Source organism: Aeromicrobium sp. REDSEA-S38_B2, assembly GCF_001628525.1.
Classification (GTDB): domain Bacteria; phylum Actinomycetota; class Actinomycetes; order Propionibacteriales; family Nocardioidaceae; genus Aeromicrobium; species Aeromicrobium erythreum.
On sequence record NZ_LUNH01000013.1, the window covers coordinates 35249 to 59558 of the forward strand.

The 24310-nt window shown below is 71.6% G+C and carries 25 protein-coding genes and 1 other RNA gene; 14 read left to right on the forward strand and 12 right to left on the reverse strand.

Annotated features, from left to right (window positions below):
- Positions 1-7: 7 nt before the first annotated feature.
- The 3 genes from A6Q81_RS02410 to A6Q81_RS02420 form a co-directional block, all read right to left on the reverse strand.
- Positions 8-484 carry a GAF domain-containing protein gene (locus tag A6Q81_RS02410; RefSeq protein ID WP_286689408.1) on the reverse strand — a complete coding sequence of 159 codons (477 nt, stop codon included), beginning with the start codon at positions 482-484 and terminating at the stop codon, positions 8-10.
- Between the two features lie 15 nt (positions 485-499).
- The gene (locus A6Q81_RS02415) at positions 500-718 is read right to left on the reverse strand and encodes a hypothetical protein (RefSeq protein ID WP_067858483.1); all 219 of its coding nucleotides are present in this window, start codon (positions 716-718) and stop codon (positions 500-502) included.
- 71 nt (positions 719-789) lie between these two features.
- Positions 790-1326 (reverse strand): hypothetical protein, encoded by a 537-nt coding sequence (locus A6Q81_RS02420; protein ID WP_286689409.1) that lies wholly within the window; start codon positions 1324-1326, stop codon positions 790-792.
- A gap of 164 nt (positions 1327-1490) precedes the next feature.
- On the opposite strand from A6Q81_RS02420, the gene A6Q81_RS02425 reads away from it, so the two are divergent.
- Positions 1491-1913 (forward strand): SRPBCC family protein, encoded by a 423-nt coding sequence (locus tag A6Q81_RS02425; RefSeq protein WP_067858489.1) that lies wholly within the window; start codon positions 1491-1493, stop codon positions 1911-1913.
- A 3-nt stretch (positions 1914-1916) separates the two neighbouring features.
- Here A6Q81_RS02425 and A6Q81_RS02430 read toward each other — a convergent pair whose 3' ends face one another.
- Complete coding sequence (locus A6Q81_RS02430; protein WP_286689410.1) at positions 1917-2489, reverse strand: hypothetical protein; 573 nt, start codon at positions 2487-2489, stop codon at positions 1917-1919.
- 767 nt (positions 2490-3256) lie between these two features.
- Positions 3257-3916 carry a TetR family transcriptional regulator gene (locus A6Q81_RS02435; protein ID WP_067858495.1) on the reverse strand — a complete coding sequence of 220 codons (660 nt, stop codon included), beginning with the start codon at positions 3914-3916 and terminating at the stop codon, positions 3257-3259.
- Positions 3917-4076: 160 nt separating this feature from the next.
- Here A6Q81_RS02435 and A6Q81_RS02440 point away from each other — a divergent pair, with 160 nt between their 5' ends.
- The 7 genes from A6Q81_RS02440 to A6Q81_RS02470 all read left to right on the forward strand — a co-directional run bounded on the left by A6Q81_RS02440 (position 4077) and on the right by A6Q81_RS02470 (position 10571).
- Positions 4077-5168 carry a ferredoxin reductase gene (locus A6Q81_RS02440; protein WP_067858497.1) on the forward strand — a complete coding sequence of 364 codons (1092 nt, stop codon included), beginning with the start codon at positions 4077-4079 and terminating at the stop codon, positions 5166-5168.
- 14 nt (positions 5169-5182) lie between these two features.
- Positions 5183-6463 (forward strand): fatty acid desaturase family protein, encoded by a 1281-nt coding sequence (locus tag A6Q81_RS02445; protein WP_286689411.1) that lies wholly within the window; start codon positions 5183-5185, stop codon positions 6461-6463.
- A 127-nt stretch (positions 6464-6590) separates the two neighbouring features.
- On the forward strand, positions 6591-6824 hold the full coding sequence (locus A6Q81_RS02450; protein ID WP_253023168.1) for a hypothetical protein: 234 nt from the start codon (positions 6591-6593) through the stop codon (positions 6822-6824).
- A gap of 15 nt (positions 6825-6839) precedes the next feature.
- Positions 6840-8132: an NAD(P)/FAD-dependent oxidoreductase gene (locus tag A6Q81_RS02455; protein WP_067858503.1), complete on the forward strand. Its 1293-nt coding sequence runs from the start codon at positions 6840-6842 to the stop codon at positions 8130-8132.
- Positions 8129-8947 carry a DUF1365 domain-containing protein gene (locus A6Q81_RS02460; RefSeq protein WP_286689412.1) on the forward strand — a complete coding sequence of 273 codons (819 nt, stop codon included), beginning with the start codon at positions 8129-8131 and terminating at the stop codon, positions 8945-8947. Before A6Q81_RS02455 ends, A6Q81_RS02460 begins: the two co-directional genes overlap by 4 nt.
- Positions 8944-10176, forward strand: a complete 1233-nt coding sequence (locus A6Q81_RS02465) for an SAM-dependent methyltransferase (RefSeq protein WP_286689413.1) — start codon at positions 8944-8946, stop codon at positions 10174-10176. Before A6Q81_RS02460 ends, A6Q81_RS02465 begins: the two co-directional genes overlap by 4 nt.
- Positions 10177-10292: 116 nt before the next feature.
- A complete protein-coding gene (locus A6Q81_RS02470; protein WP_067858509.1) occupies positions 10293-10571 on the forward strand; it encodes a WhiB family transcriptional regulator in 279 nt (92 codons plus the stop codon).
- A 33-nt stretch (positions 10572-10604) separates the two neighbouring features.
- Here A6Q81_RS02470 and A6Q81_RS02475 read toward each other — a convergent pair whose 3' ends face one another.
- The 4 genes from A6Q81_RS02475 to A6Q81_RS02490 all read right to left on the reverse strand — a co-directional run bounded on the left by A6Q81_RS02475 (position 10605) and on the right by A6Q81_RS02490 (position 17318).
- The gene (locus A6Q81_RS02475) at positions 10605-11795 is read right to left on the reverse strand and encodes a DUF3152 domain-containing protein (protein WP_286689414.1); all 1191 of its coding nucleotides are present in this window, start codon (positions 11793-11795) and stop codon (positions 10605-10607) included.
- 5 nt (positions 11796-11800) lie between these two features.
- The gene (locus tag A6Q81_RS02480) at positions 11801-14731 is read right to left on the reverse strand and encodes a bifunctional [glutamine synthetase] adenylyltransferase/[glutamine synthetase]-adenylyl-L-tyrosine phosphorylase (protein ID WP_286689415.1); all 2931 of its coding nucleotides are present in this window, start codon (positions 14729-14731) and stop codon (positions 11801-11803) included.
- A gap of 797 nt (positions 14732-15528) precedes the next feature.
- Positions 15529-16866, reverse strand: coding sequence for a glutamine synthetase family protein (locus A6Q81_RS02485; RefSeq protein ID WP_067858518.1), 1338 nt, complete (start codon positions 16864-16866; stop codon positions 15529-15531).
- A gap of 53 nt (positions 16867-16919) precedes the next feature.
- Complete coding sequence (locus A6Q81_RS02490) at positions 16920-17318, reverse strand: YchJ family protein (RefSeq protein ID WP_286689416.1); 399 nt, start codon at positions 17316-17318, stop codon at positions 16920-16922.
- Between the two features lie 41 nt (positions 17319-17359).
- Between A6Q81_RS02490 and A6Q81_RS02495 the strand changes: the two genes are divergently transcribed.
- Positions 17360-19120, forward strand: coding sequence for an NAD+ synthase (locus A6Q81_RS02495; RefSeq protein ID WP_286689417.1), 1761 nt, complete (start codon positions 17360-17362; stop codon positions 19118-19120).
- A 143-nt stretch (positions 19121-19263) separates the two neighbouring features.
- The gene (gene panB, locus A6Q81_RS02500) at positions 19264-20199 is read left to right on the forward strand and encodes a 3-methyl-2-oxobutanoate hydroxymethyltransferase (RefSeq protein ID WP_286689418.1); all 936 of its coding nucleotides are present in this window, start codon (positions 19264-19266) and stop codon (positions 20197-20199) included.
- Positions 20200-20368: 169 nt separating this feature from the next.
- Here panB and A6Q81_RS02505 read toward each other — a convergent pair whose 3' ends face one another.
- Both A6Q81_RS02505 and A6Q81_RS02510 read right to left on the reverse strand, forming a co-directional pair.
- The gene (locus tag A6Q81_RS02505) at positions 20369-20641 is read right to left on the reverse strand and encodes a hypothetical protein (RefSeq protein WP_286689419.1); all 273 of its coding nucleotides are present in this window, start codon (positions 20639-20641) and stop codon (positions 20369-20371) included.
- Positions 20638-20835, reverse strand: a complete 198-nt coding sequence (locus tag A6Q81_RS02510) for a hypothetical protein (protein WP_286689420.1) — start codon at positions 20833-20835, stop codon at positions 20638-20640. Before A6Q81_RS02510 ends, A6Q81_RS02505 begins: the two co-directional genes overlap by 4 nt.
- Positions 20836-20911: 76 nt before the next feature.
- On the opposite strand from A6Q81_RS02510, the gene map reads away from it, so the two are divergent.
- On the forward strand, positions 20912-21760 hold the full coding sequence (gene map / locus A6Q81_RS02515) for a type I methionyl aminopeptidase (RefSeq protein ID WP_067858535.1): 849 nt from the start codon (positions 20912-20914) through the stop codon (positions 21758-21760).
- 69 nt (positions 21761-21829) lie between these two features.
- Here map and rnpB read toward each other — a convergent pair.
- Positions 21830-22225, reverse strand: an RNA gene (rnpB, locus tag A6Q81_RS02520) — RNase P RNA component class A.
- Positions 22226-22290: 65 nt separating this feature from the next.
- On the opposite strand from rnpB, the gene A6Q81_RS02525 reads away from it, so the two are divergent.
- The 3 genes from A6Q81_RS02525 to A6Q81_RS02535 all read left to right on the forward strand — a co-directional run bounded on the left by A6Q81_RS02525 (position 22291) and on the right by A6Q81_RS02535 (position 24268).
- Positions 22291-22680 carry an ACT domain-containing protein gene (locus tag A6Q81_RS02525; protein WP_286689421.1) on the forward strand — a complete coding sequence of 130 codons (390 nt, stop codon included), beginning with the start codon at positions 22291-22293 and terminating at the stop codon, positions 22678-22680.
- Positions 22681-22884: 204 nt separating this feature from the next.
- Positions 22885-23460, forward strand: coding sequence for a TMEM165/GDT1 family protein (locus A6Q81_RS02530; RefSeq protein WP_286689422.1), 576 nt, complete (start codon positions 22885-22887; stop codon positions 23458-23460).
- Between the two features lie 46 nt (positions 23461-23506).
- Positions 23507-24268, forward strand: a complete 762-nt coding sequence (locus A6Q81_RS02535) for a YaaA family protein (RefSeq protein ID WP_286689423.1) — start codon at positions 23507-23509, stop codon at positions 24266-24268.
- The last annotated feature ends 42 nt before the right edge of the window (positions 24269-24310 follow it).

The window sequence follows — 24310 nt, forward strand, 5'->3', positions numbered from 1 at the left end:
TCAGCCGCTACCGGCGCTCCCACAGGAGCTGCGAGCCGGCCTCGGCGCCGACGTCGTGGACGCGCTGCAGGTTGCGCCCGCCCCGCTCGAACGTGGCGTGCACCGCTGAGGGCACCTCCGGCCACGGCACGGGGTCGTCCAGCCAACGGCAGTCGCGGACGTGCTGGAGGTCGAGCGTCGCCGCATCGGCCGACGGGTCGAAGTGCCAGTCGCCGGTCACCCGACCGAGCCACAGCTCGCCCGCGACGTCGCGGGTCCAGGCGAACGCGCCCCGCTCCACCGCCGCGAACCGACCGAGGCGCGCGGCCGTGCGGTCGCCGTGACGTCGTGCCACCTGCGCGACCGCGTCGTCGAGGTCCGCCGGCAGCTCTGGCAGCCGGCCGCCGACCCCGACGAGACCACGCCGCAGCGCGTGCGCGACGGCTGCGGCGTGGTCGACGTCGTCGTCACGCGAGCGCAGCGGCGCCCGCAGGACGACGACCATCGTGGGTCGGTTCCGTCAGCCGAGCACCGAGGAGGCGTCGACGTCGCCGTCGGCCGACTCGATGGCCTCGGCCAGGGCGGTCACGTGCGCGTCCTCGAGGCTCACGTCGGCCTCGTCGAGGCCCTTGCGCAGCTCGGTCTCGACGGTCCCCTCGGGAGCACCGTCCTGGTAGGCGCCGACGCGGTCGACGACGTTCTGGATCGCTTCGAGCTTCTCGGGAGTCAGATCAGTCATGACCGTGACGCTACGCAAGACCGGCCGATCCGCATCCCGATCAGTCGCGCCGGCGCCGAGGAGCCTCGCGCCTAGCGGACGCTGCAGTCGACCGACCCGGCGCGCTGCGCGGACGCGACGGTCCTGCCGTCGCGGCGGATCTCGCACGAGATCACCGTGGTCGGCGTCGCGGCTCGCGCGTCGATCCCGACGACCGACGCCCTCGAGGAGAACGTGATCGAGTCTCCCCTGTCCCACCTCCTGCGCTCCTGGTCGGCGTCCTTCCTGACGACCACGTCGACCGGTTCGGGCGAGTCGACCGTGAGCGTGTACGACGCGGACGTGCCCAGGGCGTCGGCTACCAACACGACGGCGACGGTGGCGACCGGGCTGAGGATCGACAGCGCGGACAGCACGACGGCGGCCACCCGGCTGGGTCGAGCGGCGGCTGCTGTCTCCCTGACCGCGAGCGCTAGCGCCACCAGGCCGAGCGCCACGGGGACGAGCAGCACGTTGAGACGTGACCACGACGAGAGCAGCCCGGCCACGAGGAAGACGAGACCGGCGACCGACAACGCCACGCTCGCCAGGCGCTGCCGTGACGCGGTGGGCGTCTGAGCGTCGGACATCGGCTTCTCCCTTCGAGGCGCGTCGAGCCTACGGCACTCGCCCGACCCGCCCCCGCGACGCCGCGCGCCCCGGGGTGGCAGAATCCTGCCACCCCGGTGGGCCCGGACCCTGGCGCAACCTGTTGGATGGGTCCACCCCCTCGACCGACGACCGGAAAGCACGTATGAGCCGCATCATCCGCAGGACCTTCGTCGCCGCCCCCGCCGACCTCGTGTGGGAGCTCCTCCAGGACTTCGCCCAGTGGCATCCGCGGCTGAGCATCTACTCCGGGGGCCCCGAGGCCGACGCCGACATCGTCGTCAGCGTGCAGAGCCAGGACGACGAGACCCGCACCCTCACCTACACGATGCCCGAGCCGCCGTTCCCCATCACCAACGACCGCGCGAGCGTGCAGGTGCAGGCGTTCTCCGACACCACGTGCCACGTCGAGTGGTCGGCGGAGTTCGAGTCCGACCCCGGCATCATCCACCTGCTCGAGGACCAGCTCGGCGACGACGTCTTCAAGCTCGCCCTCGACCGGCTCGCCACGGCCGCCCATGAGCGCCAGGCGGCCGACGTCGCCGCAGCGGCGAGCGCGTCGGCCTGACCGTCAGCCGACGTCGAGGTCGAGCAGGACGCGGGCGGTCGACGTCAGCGCCCCGCCGGCCTCGCCACGCTCGACGGCGGTGAGGTACCCGCGTCGTCGGGCCTCGGCGACCCGGTTCGTCCACGTTCCGGGGCTGCCGCCGTGCCGCTCCGCCATGCGCTTGGCCGGCGCCCGCTCGCCCCGCTCGACGAGCCGCGTGTACTCCAGCGCCACGGCGGCCATCGCGAGGTCGTCGCGGCCGAGTCGGCCCGACCGCTCCTCCAGCAGCCGGCCGACGGTCGTCCGCGGCTCGCTGCCCGGATCGACGCTGCGGGTCGCGAGCCGTCGAGCCTCGGAGACGACCGCCCCGAGCGGGAGGTCCCGCACGTCGGCGCCCTTGAACGACCGGTCCCCCGCGCCGCGCCGGACGACGAGCTCGCGCATCGCCCACTGCCGGTGGCTCCCCTCGCGGTGAAGCCGCACCCCCACCGACCAGTCCTGCGCCACTCGCATCGCCACGAGACGCTCACCGTCGTCCGTGACACCCACGGCGTGGTCGCGCGTGACCTCGTCCAGCAGCGCACCGAGCTCGTCCATCGGGACCCCTCCGTCGAGTTGAGTGGTAGTGCGTCCACGCTAGCACTGGAGGGGAGTTTTTCGTTGCTGTGCTGGCTGCGGGGGGGGTCTTGTCCTGCTGGTGCGCGGCCTGCCATGGTCGTGACCTTGCTGGTGCGCTGCCGCAGGCGGACTGGGATTGCTCGTGCGCTGCCGCAGCTCACGCTGGGAGTGGTCTCCGAAAGGGCCTCGACCGGCAGGGGGGCCCGGGGGTGGCTTCGGGTCTCGGGGTCTGGCCTGAGCTCGCCTTTGGATCCATGATTCTTCGTTTCTGCGTTTTCGGGCCGAGATTCTGCGTTTGCGCGTCCTATCGGTGGATCTGCAACCGCAGGAGCGCTCTTGCGGTTGAGAATCCACCGATGGCGGGCGTCGCGCGGGAAGGATTCTTCCTTCGCGTGGAACGGTCCACACCAAGGAAGAATCGTTCGTCACCCCAACGCAAAGTGCACTCAAGACTCTTCATTCACGCGTGCGAGGCCGAACGCTTCTGCGTTCACTACGGGATCCCGTCGCCAACGCAGAATCTTGCGCCCCACCCCAGCACCAACCCACAGCCCGAGACCCCAGACCAGCGCCGCCGCCAGCCGCCCGGTCGAGGCCCTTTCGAAGACCATCCCCAGCGAAGGCCGAGGCAGCGCAGCAGCACGGCGAGACCCCCTATGGCAGCGCACCAGCGAGGTGCGACCCCCCGCGTCAGCGCAGCGGCAAGCACAGACCCCCTGCGGCGGCGCAGCGGCAAGGTCACCACGTCACCCCGAATGGCTGTCCCACTTCTCGAAGCCGAGGACGATGAGGCGCATCTCGCGGCGGGCTTTGCGCTTGATCTCCTCCTCCAGGTCGGGGCGGCCGTCGGGCATCTGCACGACCTGCTCCGCGCGGTAGACCATGTTGCGGACGAAGAGGCCCGAGGCGAGCTTGACGTCCTCGGCCGACCACGTGTCGAGGTGCGGGAGGCGGGCGAGGACGACGGCGAGCTCGGAGATGAACAGCTCGAGCTCGCGCTGGATGGCCTGGCGGACGGCCTCGGAGCCGCTGTTGCGCTCGCGGGCGACGAAGCCGAAGTGGGCCTTGTTCTGCTTGACGACGCGGACGAGGATCTCGGCGGAGGCGTCGATGATGTCGGCGAAGGTCTCGGGGTCGCGCTGCGCGTCGCGGATCATCGCGCGCAGCGTGCCGAATGACTGCTCGACGAGCGCCAGCCCGAGCTCGTCCATCGCGGCGAAGTGGCGGTAGAAGGCGGTGGGCACGACACCGGCCTGCCGTGCGACCTGGCGCAGGCTGGTCTGGGCGAAGCCCTGGGTCTGGCTGAGCTCGAGGGCGGCCGCGAGGATCGCCTCGCGCGTCCGCTCCTTCTGAGCCTGACGCGACGTGTCGGCCCGCGCAGCGGACGGCGACGGACTTCCGGACACGTGGGGAGTCTAGTGGCCCTCGACCCCACCCCACTCGGTGAACACGTGTTCGCGTGCCGGACGTCACGACCGGCGCGTCTTGCCGCGGCCTGCTTCATCGCGCCACACTTTGAGTGTACGCTCGTGCACTGAACTACTCGCCGACCGAAGGAGACACGCGATGGGCCTCGTCCGCACCGCACTCTCGTCGCGGGCCGTCGCGTCCCTGACCTCGCCGCACTCGGTCGACCACTACCTCGACCAGCTGCACCCGATGCTCACGGTCGACGCCGTCCGCGCCCGGGTCGTCGAGGTACGACGCGAGACCGGCGCCGCCAGCACGGTCGTCCTGCGGCCCAATGGCGCGTGGAAGGGCTTCGTCCCCGGCCAGCACGTCCAGTTCGGCATCGAGGTCGACGGCACCCGCAAGGTGCGCGTGTTCTCGGTGTCCAGCTCCCGCGCCCTGCGCGACGGCACCTTCAGCGTGTCGGTCAAGGCCCACCCCGACGGCTACGTCTCCCAGTTCCTGCACCGCGAGCTCCAGCCCCGCACGATCGTCTACCTCTCCCAGGCCGAGGGCGAGTTCGTGCTGCCGGACGAGGTGCCCGACGACCTCGTGCTGCTGAGCGGGGGCTCCGGCATCACGCCGGTCATGTCGATGGCGCGCACGCTGCGCGATCGCGGCCACCGCGGACGCGTCACGTTCCTGCACTACGCCCGCTCCCGCGACGACGAGATGTTCACGCCCGAGCTCGACCGGCTCGCCGAGGAGCTGCCGGGCGCCGTCGTGCACCGCGTCTACACGCGCGAGCCCGAGGCGGGCGCCGCGCTCGAGGGTCGGTTCACCGCCGACCACCTCGACCACCTCGACGTCGACCCGACGTCGTCGCCCACCTGGTGCTGCGGCCCAGCCGGCCTGATCGCCGCGGTCCGCGACGTCTACGCCGAGCGTGGTGCGACCGAGCAGCTCCACACCGAGTACTTCAAGGTGCCCTCCGTCGACCTCACGGCCGCCGACGCCACGGGCACCCTCAGCTTCGACGCCTCGGGCACGACCGCCGAGAACTCCGGCGCCACCATCCTCGAGCAGGCCGAGGCCGCCGGCCTGGCGCCCGAGTACGGCTGCCGGATGGGCGTTTGCAACACCTGCGCCGTCAAGAAGCTCAGCGGCGCCGTCCGCCACGTCGTCACCGGCGAGGTCGGCGCCAACACCGACGAGACCATCAAGGTCTGCGTCCAGGTCCCTGTCGGCGACGTCAGCGTCGCACTCTAGGAAGAGGGAGTTCCATGTCTCGCAAGCGCACCCCCATCGCGCCCTACAGCGCGTCGAACCACAACGAGGCGCCCGCACCGCTCGTGGGCACCGACCGCACCAAGCAGTCGACCATCGGGCTCGAGTACATGAGCTACGAGGAGCTCGAGCGCTTCGGCGAGGAGCTCGACGGCATCCGCCAGAAGACGCTCGACTCGCTCGGGCAGGCCGACGCCGACTACATCCGCCGCGTCATCCGGGTGCAGCAGGTGTGCGAGGTGCTGGGCCGCATCGGCATCCTCACGCCGTTCTTCTGGCCGACGTTCGTCGCCGGCATCGTGCTCCTCGGCCTCTCCAAGATCCTCGAGAACATGGAGATCGGCCACAACGTCATGCACGGCCAGTACGACTGGATGAACGACCCGCTGGTCGACGGCAAGCGCTACGAGTGGGACAACGTGGCTCCCGCGGAGGACTGGAAGCACGGCCACAACTACATCCACCACACGTACACGAACATCCACGGCAAGGACCGCGACATCGGCTACGGCCTGCTGCGGATCGACGACGACCAGCCCTGGTACCCGAACCACCGGTTCAACCTGCCGCTCGCGTTCGCGCTGATGCTGTTCTTCGAGTGGGGCGTGATGTACCACGGCCTTGAGCTCGACGAGTACCTCGGCGGCAAGATGAGCAAGAAGGAGTTCCGCGACCGCAAGAGCCGCGCGGCCCGCAAGGCCCGCCGCCAGGTCGTGAAGGACTACGTCGCCTACCCCGCCATCGCGCTCGCCCTCGTGCCGTTCGTCGGCTGGTGGGCTCCGCTGGCCGTCATGGGCGCGAACTTCGCCGCCAACCTGATCCGCAACATCTGGACCTTCCTCATCATCTTCTGCGGCCACTTCCCGGCCGAGGTGCAGACGTTCGCCGAGGAGGACGCCGAGAACGAGTCGCGCGGCCAGTGGTACCTGCGTCAGCTGCTCGGGTCGGCGAACATCAGCGGCAGCCGCACCTTCCACGTGCTCAGCGGCAACCTGAGCCACCAGATCGAGCACCACCTGTTCCCGGACATCCCGGCCCGGCGCTACCCCGAGGTCGCGCAGGAGATCCGCGCGATCTGCGAGCGCCACGGCCTGCAGTACAACAGCGGCCGACTGAGCAAGCAGCTCGCGAGCGTCGCCCGTCAGCTCGCGTCGTACGCCCGCAAGCCCGACGACCCGTACAAGCAGGGCAAGAGCCCGGAGTCCAAGGCGCTGCGTCGCGCCAAGCGCGAGGCTGCCGCCGCGGCCCAGGCCGAGCGCGAGAACGTCGCCGCCTGACGCGACCCTGCCCCAGCACGACCCCGCCGACGCTCCGGTCCAGCCCCGGGGCGTCGGCGTGCACGCACCAGGTGGTGCGCCACAATGGTGGCTGCCGACCGACCGCACGACCCCCGAGGAGACGGCCATGGCGCTGAGCCGCCGAGAGATCGCCAAGGACGCCGTCCAGCAGGGCGTGGAGGCTGCGATCACGACCGGCGGTCGGATCAGCGCGATCCTCTTCGACACCGCCCGCCGGGTCACGACGGAGCTGGGTGCGTTCGGCACGGAGCTGTTCGAGATCACCGAGGCCAGCAAGCGCGCCGGCGAGGACCCCGACCCCACCGATCGCGTCACACCGACCCATCCGCAGGACCGGTGAGGGCGAATCCCTCACATGACCACCTCTTCGACGTCCGCGACCGGCAACCGGCCCCGGGTCGCCGTCATCGGGTCCGGCGTCTCCGGCCTCACCGCCGCCTACGTGCTGCGCACGACCCACGACGTCACGCTCTTCGAGGCCGACGACCGCATCGGCGGCCACGCCCACACCCACGACGTCGAGGCTGACGGGACGACGCACCACGTCGACAGCGGCTTCATCGTGCACAACGACCGGACCTACCCGTTGCTGCGTCGGCTGTTCGCCGAGCTCGACGTCGCCGTGCACCCGACCGAGATGTCGATGAGCATCCACTGCGACGGCTGCGGCCTCGAGTACGCGGGCGGTCGCAAGCTGCCCGGCCTGTTCGCGCAGCGTCGCCGCATCGTCGACCCGACCTACCTGCGCCTGCTCACGTCGGTGAAGCGCTTCCAGCGCGCCGCCCTGGCGCTGCTGGACAGCGAGCCCGACGACGCCGAGCCGCAGACGTACGGCGACTTCCTGCGCCTGCACGGCTTCTCCGACCACTTCGTCGCGCACTACGCGATCCCGGTCGTGGCCTGCGTCTGGTCGTCCGGCCAGGACACCGCGCTGCAGTACCCCGCCCGCTACCTGTTCGCCTTCCTGCGCCACCACGGCTTCCTGTCCGTCACGGGCTCGCCGCAGTGGTTCACGGTGCAGGGCGGCTCGAACGCCTACACCCGCAAGGTGGTCGACGCGATCGGCGACGTCCGCGCCTCGACGGCGGTCCGCGCCGTCTCCCGCAAGCCCGACGGCGTCGTCGTGCTCGACGCGTCCGGCCAGGAGCACGTCGTCGACTCGGTCGTGATCGCCACGCACGCCGACGACGCCCTCGCCCTGCTCACCGACGCCACCGACGCCGAGCGTCGCGTGCTGGGCGCGTTCGAGTACTCGCGGAACGAGACGGTCCTGCACCAGGACGCCAGCGTGCTGCCCGACGCCGAGGGCGCCCGGGCGTCATGGAACTACCGCATGGACTCCTGCGAGGGCCGCGGCGAGGCCACCGACGTGACCTACTGGATGAACCTCCTGCAGGGCATCGAGAGCAGTCGTCCGTACCTCGTGAGCCTGAACTCCACCGACCGTGTCGACCCGACGACGGTGATCGCCACGATGCAGTACACGCACCCGGTCTACACGCCGGCGTCCGTCGCGGCCCAGCGCGAGCTGCCCGGGCTGTCCGACGGCCGCACCGCGTTCGCCGGTGCGTACCACGGCTGGGGGTTCCACGAGGACGGCTGCCGCTCCGGCGTCGAGGCCGCCCGTTCCCTCGGAGCGACCTGGTGACCACCGCCGACGTCGAGCGTGACGTCGCGGACGAGGAGGAGCAGCGACGGCTGCCCGTCCTGCCCGCGCTCGTGGTCGGCGACGTCGCCCACACCCGACGCGTGCCGCTGAAGCACCGCTTCCGCTACCGCGTCTACCAGTGGCTCGTCGACGTCGACGACCTGCCGCGGATGCCGCGCTGGCTGCGACCGTTCTCGACCTTCCGCGCCGCCGACCACATCGGCGACCCCGACCGCTCGCTGCGCGAGAACATCGAGACGTTCTGCCGGGCGCAGGGCCTCGACGTCACCGGTCGCCGGATCGTCATGCTCGCGAACGCCCGCACGCTGGGTCACGTGTTCGACCCGCTCTCGGTCTTCTGGATCCTCGACGGCGAGCGCACCGAGGCGATCGTCGCGGAGGTGCACAACACCTACGGCGAGCGGCACGCGTACCTGCTGCAGCCCGACGAGAAGGGCCGTACGTCCACGGAGAAGGCGTTCTACGTCTCGCCGTTCTTCACGGTGGCCGGACGCTACGACCTGCAGTTCCGGCTGCAGCCCGATGCCGTCGCGAGCACCGTGGTGCTGCGCCAGTCGCCCTCCGACGAGGGCTCCCCCGCCTCCCGTCCCGACGAGGCCGTCTTCACCGCGACGTTCCGCGGCCGGCCGCTGCCCGCCACGCGACGTCGGCTGGTGCGGCTGCTCGTGACGATGCCCCTCATGACCCATCGGACCAGCCTGCTGATCCGAATCCACGGTGTGTGGCTCTGGCTGCGCCGACTCCCGGTCGTCCCACGACCGCTCCACGAACCTCAGGAAGGCACGACCCGATGACCGACGTACTCGCCACCCGCTGGCCCGGCATCGCGCAGACCCCGCGCACTCCCCTCAAGGCACGCGCCGCGAGGGCGATCCTGCGCCCCGCCGTCTCGCGCACGCCCGTGCGCCTGACGTTCCCCGACGGCACCGTGTGGGGGGCCGGCGAGCCCGGCGCCCCCGAGATGCAGGTGCGCCGCCCGGCCGCCTTCTTCAGCCGGCTCGGCCACGACACCAAGATCGGCTTCGGCGAGGCCTACATGGCCGGCGACTGGACCACCGGTCCCGGCACCGACCTGGCCGACCTGCTCACGCCGTTCGCGGAGCGGCTGACGACGATCGTGCCCCCGTCGCTGCAGAAGCTGCGCGGCCTCGTCGACCGCCAGCTCCCCCAGCACGAGCGCAACACCAAGGAGGGGTCGCGCTCGAACATCGAGCGGCACTACGACCTCTCCAACGACCTCTTCGAGCGCTTCCTCGACCCGACGATGACGTACTCGTCCGCCTGGTTCGCGTCACCCGAGGAGTCGCTCGAGCAGGCGCAGCACCGCAAGCTCGACGGCATCCTCGACCAGGCGGGCGTCACCGAGGGCACCCGCGTGCTCGAGATCGGCAGCGGCTGGGGCTCGCTCGCGATCCGCGCCGCGCAGCGTGGCGCGCAGGTCGTCACGATCACCATCTCCTCGGAGCAGGCCGCCCTCGCCCAGGAGCGGTTCGAGGCCGCCGGCGTCGCCGACCGCATCGAGCTGCGCCTGCAGGACTACCGCGACGTCACCGGCGAGTTCGACGCCGTCGTGAGCTGCGAGATGATCGAGGCCGTCGGCGAGGAGTACTGGCCGACGTACTTCGCCAAGATCGACGAGGTGCTCGCTCCCGGCGGCCGCGTGTCGATCCAGGCGATCACGATGGCGCACCACCGCTACCTCGCGACGCGCAACTCCTACGGCTGGATCCAGAAGTACATCTTCCCGGGCGGCCTGATCCCGTCGCTCGAGGCGATCGACGAGAACCTCGCCGCGCACACGCACGGGCTCGCGGTGACCGACCGACGCAGCCTCGGGCAGGACTACGCCCAGACGCTGCGCCTGTGGCGCGAGCGCTTCGAGGCGAACTGGGAGGAGATCGCCACCTTCGGCTTCGACGAGACCTTCCGTCGGCTCTGGGAGTTCTACCTCGCCTACTGCGAGGCCGGCTTCGGCGTGGGCTACATCGACGTGTTCCAGCTGCGCATGGAGCGCCCTGCCTGACGGTGGACCCGAGCGGTGGCCACTGGTGCCCGTGTGACGGATGCGACCCATCCGTAGACGGCGTGGCGTCGAACTCCCAGTGACGGAAGCGTCCGTCACGTCGAACAGGAGGGGCCATGGCGAGCACCAGCCGACTCCCGGACCCGATCCAGGAGTCCTACGAGTGGCAGCACCGCGGAGCGTGTCGCGGTGTGGATCCGGAGACGTTCTTCTCCCCCGAGACAGAGCGTGGTCCGCGTCGACGCAGCCGCGAGGCGGTCGCGAAGGCGCTCTGCGCCCGCTGCCCGGTGGTGGCCGAGTGCCTCGACCACGCCCTCACGGTGCGTGAGCCGTTCGGCGTGTGGGGCGGGCTCAACCAGACCGAGCGCGAGCACCTGCTGCGCGACGCGGGGTGAGCTGGGCCGGTTGAGCTGGGCGGGACGACCCGCTCAGAGCTCGTCGCGACGCGGCCACGGGTTGACCCGACAGCCGTGCAGCCCCTTCGACTGCTGCTGCATGATCGGCGCCGCCTGGCCCCGGCCCGGGCAGCCCAGGTGCCCCCGCCCCAGGAAGTGCCCGACCTCGTGGTTGACGACCATGTGGCGGTAGTCGCGCACCGACCCCTTGGCCGAGCGCCACACACGCGTGGTGTGGACCCAGCGGTCCTCGTTGATGATCACGTTGCGGCCGACGCGGCAGCTGTAGAGCACGCTGCACTCGGTCGAGTACGACGTCAGGCGCGAGGCCCGCGCGAGCACGAGCGTGAAGTCACCGCCCGAGCGCACCTCGCGGAATCGGACGCCGGCTCCGGGCCATCCGCGGGCGTCGGCGAGGGTCTGCGCCGCCTGCCGGCGGAAGGTGGCCAGGCTCCCCCGCGCCCCGTCGGAGCGGACCGAGTAGGTGAGGGTCCGTCGCGCGTCGCGGCGGTGCCGCACGGGTGCGGTGACGGCGGTGGCCGAGGAGGTGCGGTGGTACGCCTTCGAGACCGTCACGCGCACGCGGAGCCGGTGGCCGACGTCGGCCGGCGCGATGGCGTAGCGGCGCTGCGTGGCGCCACGGATGACGGTGCGGTCGCGGTACCACTGATAGCGCTTCGTCAGGCCGCTGCTGCTCCAGCGTCCGGCCGAGGCCTGGAGCACTTGGCCGTAGCGTCGGGTGCCGGAGATCCGGGGCGCGGTCCGCACCGTGAGCGGCGCAGTGGCGACCGCGGTCGTCGGACCGGTGGTCGTGGTGGCCTGCTCGAGACCGTCGGCACTGGCGACCACGCGGACCGCGACGCGTCGACCCACATCGGCCCCCACGAGCCGGTAGGTGGCAGCCGTCGCACCGCGGATCGGGGCACCGTCGCGCAGCCACTGACGGGTGACCCGTGCCGTCCCGGGCTCGTAGCGTCCGGTCGTCGAGGTCAGCGTGGACCAGTAGCGCGCGGTGCCGGTGACCACGGGCGGCTCGACGACCTGCACCGCCGTGGCCGGCGTCGGCTGGGTCGGGGTGGGCTCGGTCGGCGTCGGCTCGGTCGGGTTCGGCTCGTCGGCCGACGCAGGGCCGGCCGCGGCGAGCAGCCCGAAGGCCAGCACCGTGCTCGTCACGAGGGACGAGGCGCGTCGACCGCGGCGGAGGATCGGTCCGGTCGACGTCATCGCGCTCACTCCCAGAAGATGCGTTCGACGACCTGTCTCGCGTGCCGGGTGGCGCGCAGGTAGTCGTCGACCATGCGTTCGCTGTGCTGCTGACCGTACCCCAGCAGGTGCGCGACACCCGCCCGTTCCTCGGTCTGCTCCACCATCGACTCCGCCGGCTTGCCACGCATGAGCACGACGGCGTTGCGGATGCGGCTCACCAGCCGCCACGCGTGCAGCAGGACCTCGGCGTCGTCCTCGGTCACGAGCTCGGCATCGGCAGCCGCCGCGAGGGCGCCGCACGTCGACGTCGTGCGCAGTCCGGGCACCGCGTGGGCGTGCTGCAGCTGCAGGAGCTGCACGGTCCACTCGACGTCGGCGATGCCGCCCCGGCCGAGCTTGAGGTGCGTCTTCGGGTTGGCACCCCGGGGCAGCCGCTCGGCCTCGACGCGCGCCTTGATGCGCCGGATCTCCCGGACCTGCGCGTCCGAGACGCCGCCGTCGGGCCAGCGCAACGGGTCGACGAGTGCCTCGAACCGGGCGCACAGGTCGGGGTCGCCGACGCTGGCGCGCGCACGCAGCAGGGCCTGGGCCTCCCACACCGCCGAGTACTTCTCGTAGTACGACGCGTAGGCGGCGAAGGAGCGCACCAGCGGTCCGTTGCGGCCGTCGGGTCGCAGCTCGGCGTCGACCTCGAGGGCCGGGTCGTCGCCGGGCGCGCCGAGGGTGGTCCGCAGCGACGTCGCGACGGCCGTGGCGGCAGCCGCCGCCTCCCCGTCGTCGGCGCCGGGCAGCGGCTCGTGCACGAACATGACGTCGGCGTCGGACCCGTAACCCGACTCACGGCCGCCGAGACGACCCATGAGCACCACGGCCATGCGCGTCGGGAAGGGATCCCTGCCGGCCTCCTCCCGCTGGCGGGCGACGGCCCCGATCGAGGCCGTGAGCGCGGCGCCGAGCGTCGCCTCCGTGAGGTCGGACAGCGCGGTGCCGACCTCGTCGATGTCGAGCCGGCCGAGGACGTCAGCGATGCCGATGCGCGACAGCTCCCGGCGTCGCACGCGTCGGACGGCCTTGATGGCCTGGTCGGGGCGGGTGTGGCGCCTGGCGGCGAGCTGCATCTCCCCGCGCAGTCGCTCGGCGTCGCGCGGCACCAGCTCGGCGTCGTCGCCGAGCAGCGCGACGGCGTCGGGCGCACGCTGGACCAGGTCGGACACGTAGCGGCTCGACCCGACGACCGCCGCGAGCTGCTCGGCACCCTCGCCCTCGTCGCGCAGCTTGCGCAGGTACCAGTGCGACTCCCCCAGCGACTCGCTGATCCGTCGGAACGCGAGCAGGCCGGCGTCGGGCGCAGGCGACTCCGCGAACCACTGCAGCATGGCCGGCAACAGCGAGCGCTGGATCGCCGCGCGTCGGGACACGCCCGACGTGAGGGCCTGGATGTGCGCGAGGGCGCCCTTGGGGTCCTTGAAGCCGAGCGCCATGAGCCGGGCCTGCGCCGCCTCCGGCGTGAGCCGCAGACCCTCGTCGGGCAGGGAGGTGACCGCCTCCAGGAGCGGTTGGTAGAAGAGCTTCTCGTGCAGGCGTCGCACGAGGCGCTTGTGCGCCTGCCAGTCCTTGACCAGACCCTCGGCCGGGTTCGCCCGGTAGCCCATGGAGCGGCCGAGACGTCGCAGGTCCTCCTCGTCGTCGGGCACGACGTGGTTGCGCCGTAGCCGGTAGAGCTGGATGCGGTGCTCCAGGGTGCGCAGGAACTCGTAGGCGTCCTCCAGGGCGGCACCGTCGCGCCGGCCGACGTAGCCACCCTCGGTGAGCTCGCGCAGCGCCTCGAGCGTGGTCGGGCTGCGTAACGACGCGTCGCCCCGACCGTGCACGAGCTGCAGCAGCTGCACCGAGAACTCGACGTCGCGCAGGCCGCCCGAGCCGAGCTTCAGCTGCCGCTCGCGCTGCTGCGACGGGATGTTCTCGATGACGCGCGTGCGCATCGCGCGGACGTCGCGCACGAAGTTCTCGCGGGTGCTGGCCTCCCAGACCTTTGGCGACAGCGCGTCGAGGTAGGCCTGGCCGAGCTCCGCGTCGCCCGCCGCGAACCGTGCCTTCAGCAGCGCCTGGAACTCCCACGTCGACGCCCACCGGTCGTAGTAGGCGACGTGGCTGCGCAGCGTGCGGCTCAGCGGCCCCTGGGTACCCTCGGGTCGCAGGTTCGCGTCGACCTCCCAGATGGTGCCCTCGCGGGTGTGGTCGGAGCAGAGGCGCATCATGGCCGACGCGAGACGTGCGGCGATCCGTCCCGCCACCTGCTCGTCGGCGCCGTCGGCGGGCTCGTGCACGAAGATCACGTCGACGTCGCTGACGTAGTTCAGCTCGCGGCCGCCGGTCTTGCCCATCGCCATGACCGCCAGCCGCACGCAGTCGGCGTCGGGCTCGTCTCGGCGCGCGAGCTCGAGCGCGGCGCCCAGCGTCGCCATGGCCAGGTCGGCGAGCTCGGCCGACGACTCCTCGAAGCAGGTCAGCGCGGTCAGGTCGCGGGCGGCGACGTGCAGCAGCTTGCGGCGGTAGGCGACGCGCAGGGCGTCGGCGTCGTCGGCGTCACCGAGCTGCTGGCGCATGAGGTCGAGGTCGAGCGGGACGGGCGACAGCCGGTCGGCGGCGAGGTCCTCGACGTGCTGCGGGTGCCGGGCGAGGAAGTCGCCGAGCGCCTCGCTGGTACCAAGGACGATGAGCAGTCGCTGCCGCAGCTCCGCGTCGCCCCGCAGGGTCGCGAGCAGCCGCTCGACCCCCCACGTCTCCGCGATCGCCACCAGCGACGCGAGCGCGGTGTCGGGGCTGGCGACGGATGCCACCTGCTCCACCAGCGCGTCGTCGATGCCGTCGAGGCGGGCGAGGTGGGCCGCGGCCGCCGCCCCGTCGCGGAACCCACGACGCGCCAGGGCCAGCTCGGGAGACTCGGGGGGCACGCTCGCAGGCTACCGGGGGTGGGTGGAGGTGCTGTGACGTGCTGGGCGCGGGCTAGGTCTGCGGGTGCCTCAGTGCGGCTTGTCGTCGAGGTGGGGCTGCGGCGGCGCGGCTTGTCGCTGCGTCGGCTCGGCTTCGAGTCGTCCTGCGCTCCGCAAGGGCCTCGACCGGGCGGCTGGGAGCGGCATCGGGTCCGGGTCTCGGGCTGCGGCCTGCGTTGGACCCAAGAATCTGCGGTTGCGCCCCCTGAGCGGTGGATCTGCCACCGAATCGCCCTCGGCGGTGAATCTGGCACCTTCTCAGCGCCCTACAGGTGGAGAATCCACCGACGACGGGGTCGGACGTGGCAGTGCTTCTCCCTTCTCGTGGACCGTGCCACGAGAAGGGAGAAGCGCTGCCCACCCCACCCCAAGGGCACCCACGCTTCTTCCTTGGCGCGCTCAAGGTCGAACGCTTCTGCGTTGGTGACGGGATCCCGTGGCAAACGCAGCATCCTTGACCCTCCCGCACACGAACGCAGCATCGTGCGTCCCACAGCGTGAGCCACAGCCCGAGACCCGAAGCCGACCCCCGCCCAGCCGCCCGGTCGAGGCCTTTCGGAGACCAGACACAGCGAAAGCCGAGGCAGCGCACCAGCAAGGCCAGAGCCCCTGCGGCAGCGCACCACCCGAGTCAAGCCCACGAAGGCAGCGCACCAGCAAGGCCAGACCCCCGCAGGCAGCGCACCAGCCGAGTCAACCCCCCCGAAGGCAGCGCACCAGCAAGGTCACGGCCGACGAGCAGCCGACCACCCCGCCCGTCAGAGGACGGGCAGGAGCCGGTCGATCTCGAACTGGGTCACCTGGGAGCGGTAGGCGTCCCACTCCTGGCGCTTGTTGCGCAGGAAGAAGTCGAAGACGTGCTCGCCGAGGGTCTCGGCGACGAGCTCGCTGCTCTCCATCTCGCGGATCGCCTCGTCGAGGTTGCGCGGCATGGGGGTCAGGCCCATCGTCTTGCGCTCGCGGTCGGTGAGCGACCAGACGTTGTCCTCGGTCTCGGGCGGCAGGGTCGAGCCGTTCTCGATGCCCTTCAGTCCGGCGGCGAGGACGAGTGCGTAGGTGAGGTAGGGGTTGCAGCCGGCGTCGATCCCGCGGTGCTCGACGCGCGCCGAGCCACTCTTGTGCGGCTTGTACATCGGCACCCGCACGAGCGCGGAGCGGTTGTTGTGGCCCCAGCTCAGGTAGTTGGGGGCCTCGTAGCCGCTCGCGAGCCGCTTGTAGGAGTTGACCCACTGGTTCGTGACGGCGGTGATCTCCGCCGTGTGCTCGAGGACGCCCGCGATGAAGGAGCGGCCGGTGGCGCTCAGCTGGTACTCGGCACCCGCCTCGTAGAAGGCGTTCTCGTCGCCCTCGAACAGCGACAGGTGCGTGTGCATCGCGGAGCCGGGGTGCTCGGTGAACGGCTTGGGCATGAAGGAGGCCCACTTGCCCTGGCTGAGCGCGACCTCGCGGACGACGGTGCGGAACGTCATCACGTTGTCGGCGGTGGAGAGCGCGTCGGCGTAGCGCAGGTCGATCTCCTGCTGCCCCGGTCCGCCCTCGTGGTGGCTGAACTCGACGCTGATGCCCATGTTCTCGAGCATCGTGATGACCTCGCGACGGAAGTCCTGGCCGCCACCCTGCGCCGTGTGGTCGAAGTAGCCGGAGTCGTCGACCGGGACCGGCCGTCCGCCGACGTCGGGCTTGCCCCGGAAGACGTAGAACTCGATCTCCGGGTGGGTGTAGAAGGTGAAGCCGGCCTCCGAGGCCTTCGTCAGCGTCCGCTTGAGCACGTGCCGCGGGTCGGCGAACGACGGCGACCCGTCGGGCATCGCGATGTCGCAGAACATGCGCGCCGTCGCGGGCGCCTCGCCCCGCCACGGCAGGATCTGGAAGGTCGACGGATCGGGCTTGAGCAGCATGTCGGCCTCGTGCACGCGGGCGAACCCCTGGATCGCCGACCCGTCGAAGCCGATGCCCTCGCTGAAGGCCCCCTCCAGCTCGGCCGGGGCGATGGCGACCGACTTCAGCGAGCCGAGCACGTCGGTGAACCAGAGCCGCACGAACCGGACGTCACGCTCCTCGAGCGCCCGGAGGACGAAGTCTTCCTGCTTACCCATGGCCAGAGTCTCGCACGGGTCGTGTTACGGCGATGTTTCGTGGTCGAGGCGGCTCAGGGGATCGTCGGCACGCCGTCGTCGACCATCCTTCCGCGGACGTACTGCCACCCCTCGTCGGTCCGCGCGAAACGACTCACCTCGTGCAGGACGCCCGGCTCGTCGGCGAGGTAGGCGGCCCGGAACTCCACCACGCCGAACGCGTCGCCGACGTCGCCGGCCTCGGTGCGCAGCACCTCCAGCCCGAGCCACTCGAGGCCCGGGTCGTGGTCGACGCGCGTCGGGCGGGTGGTCGGGTGCCAGGTGCGCAGCAGGTGCCCGCCGTCGCCGCGGACGTACGCGGTGTACCGCGACCGCATGAGTCGCTCCGCCGTCGGCGCTGCCTGGCCGTCGAGGTAGGGCCGGCAGCAGTCGTCGAAGGGTGCGCCGGTGCCGCACGGGCAGGTCCTGGCCATGACGACATGATGCGGCACGCTCGACGCCCTAGGCTGACCACGTGCCTCAGCTCCGACTCGCCCTTGCTCAGGTCAACCCGCGTCTCGGCGACCTCGACGGCAACGTCGAGCTCGTCGTCGCGGCCGCGCACGAGGCTGCGCAGGCGGGTGCCCACCTGCTGGTGCTGCCGGAGATGGTGCTCAACGGCTACCCGGTGGAGGACCTCGCCTACCGCCTGAGCTTCATCGACGGCACCCGCGCGCACGTCCCGGCGCTCGCCACCCGGCTGGCCGACGAGGGGCTGGGCGACCTCGTTGTCGTCGTCGGGCACCTCGACACCGCCAAGGACCACATCGACACCGAGCGTCTCGGGGTGCCGAAGAACGCGCCCACGAACTCCGCGTCGGTGATCACGGGCGGCCGCGTCGTCACCCGCTACGACAAGCACCACCTGCCGAACTACGGCGTGTTCGACGAGTTCCGGCACTTCGTGCCCGGCGACGAGACGCAGGTCGTGCAGGTGCACGGCGTCGACGTCGCCATCGCCATCTGCGAGGACATCTGGCAGGACGGTCCCTCGGCGGCGGCCGACGCCGCCGAGGCCGGTCTGCTGGTCGTCCTCAACGGCTCCCCGTACGAGGCCGCGAAGGACGACACCCGGCTCGAGCTCTGCGCCCGACGCGCGCGCGAGGGCAGCTGCGCCCTCGCCTACGTGAACCTCGTCGGCGGCCAGGACGAGCTGGTGTTCGACGGCGACTCCCTCGTCGTCGACGCCACAGGCGAGCTCGTCGCCCGCGCGGCGCAGTTCGAGCCCGAGCTGCTGGTCGTCGACCTCGACCTGCCCGCCGCGACGGCTCCGATGCCCGATCCCGACGCCCGCTTCGCCGGACTCCGGGTCGAGCGCACGGTCGTCTCGTCCGAGCCGCTGGAGCCGTACGAGCCGCTGGAGCCGCGTGTCGCCGAGCGGTGGGACGACCTCGGCGAGCGCTACTGGGCGATCGTGCTCGGCCTGCGCGACTACGTGCACAAGAACGGCGGTCGCTCGGTCCTGCTGGGGCTGTCGGGCGGCATCGACTCGACGCTCGTCGGCGCGATCGCCGTCGACGCGCTGGGTGCCGAGAACGTCTTCGGGGTGTCGAACCCGAGCGCGTGGTCGACCGAGCACAGCCGCAGCGACGCCGCCGAGCTGGCGCGACGTACGGGGCTGCAGCTCGACACCGTCCCGATCGCGCCGATCTTCGAGGCCTACCAGGACGCGCTCCACCTCGACGGGATCGCCGAGGAGAACCTGCAGGCCCGCATCCGCGCCGTGATCTGGATGGGCCTGTCGAACCAGCACGGGCACCTGGTCCTCGCCTGCGGCAACAAGTCCGAGCTGGCCACCGGCTACTCGACGATCTACGGCGACGCGGTCGGCGCGTACGCCCCCATCAAGGACCTGCCGAAGACCCTGGTGTGGGAGGTGTCGCGCTGGCGCAACCGCTGGGCCGAGGAGCAGGGCGAGCAGCCGCCGATCCCCGAGAACGCGATCGACAAGGAGCCGTCGGCCGAGCTGCGCCCCGGCCAGCTCGACTCCGACTCCCTGCCGTCCTACGACCTGCTCGACGCCGTGCTCGACGCCTACGTCGAGCGCGACCTGGGCGCTGCGGCCGTGGTGGCCGAGGGCTTCGACCCTGCGCTCGTCGAGCGGGTCGTGACGCTGGTCGACAAGGCCGAGTACAAGCGCCGCCAGTACCCGCCGGGCCCGAAGGTCAGCCGACGCAACTTCGGCCGCGACCGGCGCGTGCCGATGACGAACGGGTGGCGCGAGTCGCTCGACTGACCTGCGGCGCGAACGCAGCGCACACCCTGGGCACACCCGGGCATGACCTGGGGCACAGCGACGTGACAAATGTCGTCGATGCGGCAGGATGGTCCTCGTCCGTGGACCCCCACCGAGGGGCCGCGAGAAGAGAGGGAACCACCATGTCCGAACCCACCCCTGCCCCCGCGACCGGCACGAGCACGTCGGCGGAGGAGCCCGCCCCGTACGGCGGCGGCCCGTCGGCGTCGGCGACGTCCGTCGGCACCGCGGCCACCGGCCCGACGACCGACCCCGCGATCCGTCGTGTGCGCACCCACCACCTGCAGCAGTGGAAGGAGCAGGGCCACAAGTGGGTCATGCTCACCACGTACGACCAGTACACGGCCGCGACGTTCGACGAGGCCGGTGTGCCCGTGCTGTTCATCGGCGACTCCGCCGCGAACAACGTCTTCGGCTACGCGTCGTCCCTCCCGGTGACGGTCGACGAGCTGCTGCCGCTGGTCAAGGCCGTCCCCCGCACCGCCCGTCGCGCGCTCGTGGTGGCCGACCTGCCGTTCGGCTCCTACCAGCGCTCCCCCGAGCAGGCGTACGACACGGCCGTGCGGTTCATGAAGGAGGGCGAGGCGCACGTGGTCAAGCTCGAGGGCGGTGCCGAGATGGCGCCGCAGATCGAGCTGCTGACGAAGGGCGCGGTGCCCGTGATGGCCCACATCGGCTTCACGCCGCAGTCCGAGCACGCCCTCGGCGGCTACCGGGTGCAGGGTCGCGGAGACGCGGCGTCACGGCTCATGGAGGACGCCCTCGCGGTGCAGGAGGCCGGCGCCTCCTCGGTCGTCATGGAGATGGTGCCGGCGCCCATCGCCGCCGAGATCACCGAGCGGCTGCACATCCCGACCATCGGCATCGGTGCCGGGCCGAGCTGCGACGCCCAGGTCCTGGTCTGGCAGGACATGCTCGGCCTGCGCACGGGCAAGGCGCCGCGCTTCGTCAAGCGCTACGCCGACCTGCACGGCATCATCCTCGGCGCCGCGCAGGAGTTCGCGGCCGACGTCGCGTCCGGCACCTTCCCGGCCCCGGAGCACTCCTTCGACGCCTGACAAGGCTCGCCGCGACGGCCCGTTGACGTGGGGCCCCACGTGAACAGGCTCTCCCCCACGCAAACATGCGCCCGATCCGCACGTTTGCGTGGGGCCCCACGTAAACGCGCTCTCCCCCACGCAAACATGCGCCCGATCTGCACGTTTGCGTGGGGCCCCACGCAAACGATCAGACCCGCCAGCCCCAGGCGAGCACGCCCACCGCGTTGAGGGCGACCCAGGCCGCGAGGGCGTACACCGGCACCCAGGGTGCGTCGGCGGGGCGGGTGGCGATGCGGCGGCGCAGCAGCGGGACGAAGGACGCCAGCACGAGCAGGTGCAGGACGATGCCCCACCACGGTGCGTAGAGGACGGTCGAGACGACGAGCCACAGCATGACGACGAGGCCGCCGACCCCGATCCACGGGCCCGACCGCTCCCGCTCGCGTCGCGTGCGCCTCACGGGCGAGGTGCGTCGTCGTTCCAGTCCGGGTCGTTGTCCCACGACTCGTTGCGCTCCTGGACCGTCTCCAGGGCGTGCTCGGCGGCAGCCTGCGTCGGGTACGGGCCGAGGCGGTCGGAGGCCTTGCAGCCGTCCTCACCCTCGACGGTGTGGTGCTTCAGGCAGAAGTAGAAGGCAGGGGCTTCGGCACTCATGACGCCATCCTGCCGCACCGCGCGCGTCGCCGCCCCTCACCCGGGCCGGCTTCGGCCGCCCTCGTAGCATGCCTGGGTGCCTCTCCTTCGCCCCGGCCACGTCTCCCCGCTGCGTCACGTCCCGTCGACGATCGATCGTCCCGAGTACGTCGGCCAGGCTGCACCGCTGCCATACCGTGGCCCGCTGGTGCGCGACGCCGACACCATCGAGCGGATGCGGGTCGCGGGCCGGATCGCTGCCCAGGCCCTCGACGCCGTCGAGGCAGCGATCGCCCCGGGCGTCACGACCGACGAGCTCGACCGGGTCGGTCACACCTTCCTCCTCGACCACGGTGCCTACCCGTCGACGCTCGGCTACCGCGGCTACCCGAAGTCGCTGTGCAGCAGCGTCAACGAGGTGATCTGCCACGGCATCCCCGACGACCGTCCGCTGGAGGACGGCGACATCGTCAACATCGACATCACCGCCTACGTCGACGGCGTGCACGGCGACACCAACAAGACCTATCTCGTGGGCGATGTCGACGAGGAGTCGCGGCTGCTCGTCGAGCGCACCCGCGAGGCCACCCACCGCGCGATCCGCGCCGTGAAGCCGGGTCGACGCATCAACGTGATCGGTGCCGTCATCGAGGCCTACGCCAAGCGGTTCGGCTACGGCGTCGTGCGCGACTTCACGGGGCACGGCGTGGGGCCCGCGTTCCACGACGGCCTGATCGTCCCGCACTACGACGACCCGGCCGCGGACACGGTGATCGAGGTGGGCATGACGTTCACGATCGAGCCTATGCTGACCCTCGGCACGATCGAGTGGGACCAGTGGGACGACGGCTGGACGGCCGTCACCCGCGACGGCTCGCGCACCGCCCAGTTCGAGCACACCCTGCTCGTCACCCCCGACGGCGCGGAGATCCTCACCCTTCCCTGACCGGCCTCGTCGGGAGAGCCGGGCGCCGGCAGGGGTGACGGGCCCCGGGCGGCGATGGATGAAGAGGGGGGAACGAGGCGGCCTGTAAGCCGGATTCTGTCCCCGGCCCGAGGGCCGGGGGGCGACCATCCATCTGGGTCACGCATTGCTGCGCGCCTCGAGCGACCTACCCGCTGACGTCGGACGAGCAGCCCGTCAGCGCAGGCGCCGGAGCGCCCTCTTGGTCTTGCTCCCGGTGGGGTTTACCGAGCCGACGCCGTCGCCGACGTCGCTGGTGAGCTCTTACCTCACCGTTTCACCCTTGCCCGCACCCCGTGGCCCGAAGGCCGCGGGGCCGCTGGCGGTCTGTTCTCTGTGGCACTGTCCCGCACGTCGCCGTGGGTGGCTGTTGGCCACCACCGTGCTCTGTGGAGTCCGGACTTTCCTCGACGGACCGGAGCCCGCCGCGGCCGCCCGGCCGCCTCGTTCGTCGTCCAGTCTAGGCCGCAGCCGACCCGGCCCGGGACCCCGGACACGTCTACGCTGGACGCGTGGAGCTCGAGGACGAAGCCCGGACGACGTCGGCGGTCGGCGAGCTGCGCCCGCGCCTGCACCCGGAGCCGGTCGTGTACGCGATCGTCGCGCCCGGCTTCGACACCTCGACGGCGCTCGCCACCGTGCGCGAGCGGGAGGGCCTCACGGTCGTGGTCGAGCAGGTGGAGGCCGAGGAGGACGGGCTCGTGTACGAGTTCGTGGGCGCGTGGATCACGCTCGCCGTGGTGTCGGCACTCGACGCCGTCGGGCTCACCAGCTCCATCTCCACCGCTCTCGCCGCCGAGCAGATCGCCTGCAACGTCGTGGCTGGCTTCCACCACGACCACCTCGTCGTCCCGTGGGACCGACGTCACGATGCGCTGCGCATCCTCGATGCCCTAGGGTGAGGGTCGCGAAAGGGAGTAGTCCCCAATCGCTGCGTCGACATACTGATGCCGGGCCCTCGGGCCCCGCCTCCGGTGCAGCGGGCCAGGACCGTGAGAACGGTCCGGCGGACGAGACTTTCGACCCGAATGTCGTACACACACGACGGTCCGGGTCGAGGCTCGTCGATCGTGGCTCCTCGTCCTGGTCCGGACGAGGAGAATCCCATGTTCGAGGCCCTGTGGCTCAGTGCCGCCGTCATCTTCGTCGCCGAGCTCGGCGACAAGAGCCAGCTGATGGCGATGACGTTCGCCACCCGGTACCGCGCACGCGACGTGCTGCTCGGCATCACCCTGGCGACCGCGATCGTCCACCTCGCGTCGGTCGGCATCGGCTACGCGATCGGCTCCAGCTTCGAGCAGTACCAGGGACCGATCGCGATCGCGGCCGGCATCGCCTTCCTCGGCTTCGCGGCCTGGACGCTGCGCGGCGACGAGCTGACCGACGACGAGGCCGACAAGGCCAAGAAGGCCACCGGCTCGGCGCTCCTGGCCGTCGGTCTGGCGTTCTTCCTGGCCGAGCTGGGTGACAAGACGATGCTGGCGACCATCACGCTCGCCGTCCGCGAGGACTGGCTCGGCACCTGGATCGGCAGCACCGTCGGCATGGTCGCCGCCGATGCCCTCGCGATCGTCGTGGGCGCGGTCCTCGGGAAGCACCTGCCCGAGAAGGTCATCAAGATCGGTGCTGCGGCGGCGTTCGCGATCTTCGGCGTGCTGCTGGTCGTCGAGGGTCTGCGCTGACCAGCCGGCGCGCTGCGGTCCGATGCGACCTCGATAGGCTCGCCGGGTGCTGATCCTGCTCCCGCCCTCCGAGGGCAAGACCGCACCGGCCGACGGCCCCACGCTCGACCTCGAGGCGCTGTCGTTCCCGCGGCTGCACCGCGTGCGCGACCAGGTGTCCCGCGCGCTCGTGCGACTGGCCGCCACGCGCCGGGCGGCCGAGGTGCTCGGCCTCGGCCCGACGCAGGCTGACGCGATCGAGACCGACGCCCGCCTGTTCGAGGTGCCGTGCGCCCCTGCCGGGTCGGTCTACACCGGGGTGCTGTTCGGCGAGCTCGACCTCGCCTCCCTCGACACCGACGCGACGGCGCGTGCCGACGCGTCCGTCGCCGTCGCGAGCGCGCTCTTCGGGCTCGTCCGCGTCGGCGACCCGATCCCGGCGTACCGGCTGTCGGGCACGGTCACGCTGCCGCGGCTCGGGCCGGTCGCGGGACGCTGGCGTCCCGTGCTGCCTGACGTGCTCGACGAGGCCGCCGACGGCGGTCTGCTGGTCGACCTGCGGTCCGGGGCGTACGTGAACCTCGGCAAGCCGTCCGCCGACCTGGCGCCACGCACCGCGACCGTGCGCGTCCTGCACGAGCAGGACGGGCGCCGCACGGTCGTCAGCCACTTCAACAAGGCGACGAAGGGACGACTGGTCCGCGCCCTCCTCGTCGAGGGGGCGCAGCCGACGTCGGTCGACGAGCTCGTCGTCGCCTGGCGCGACCTCGGCTGGACGGTCGAGCAGGACGGCACCCGCCTCGACGTCGTCACGACCGGCGCGCACTGACCCGTCGGGGCTCTACCTGTCTGGGCCCGACCCGTCCGGCCG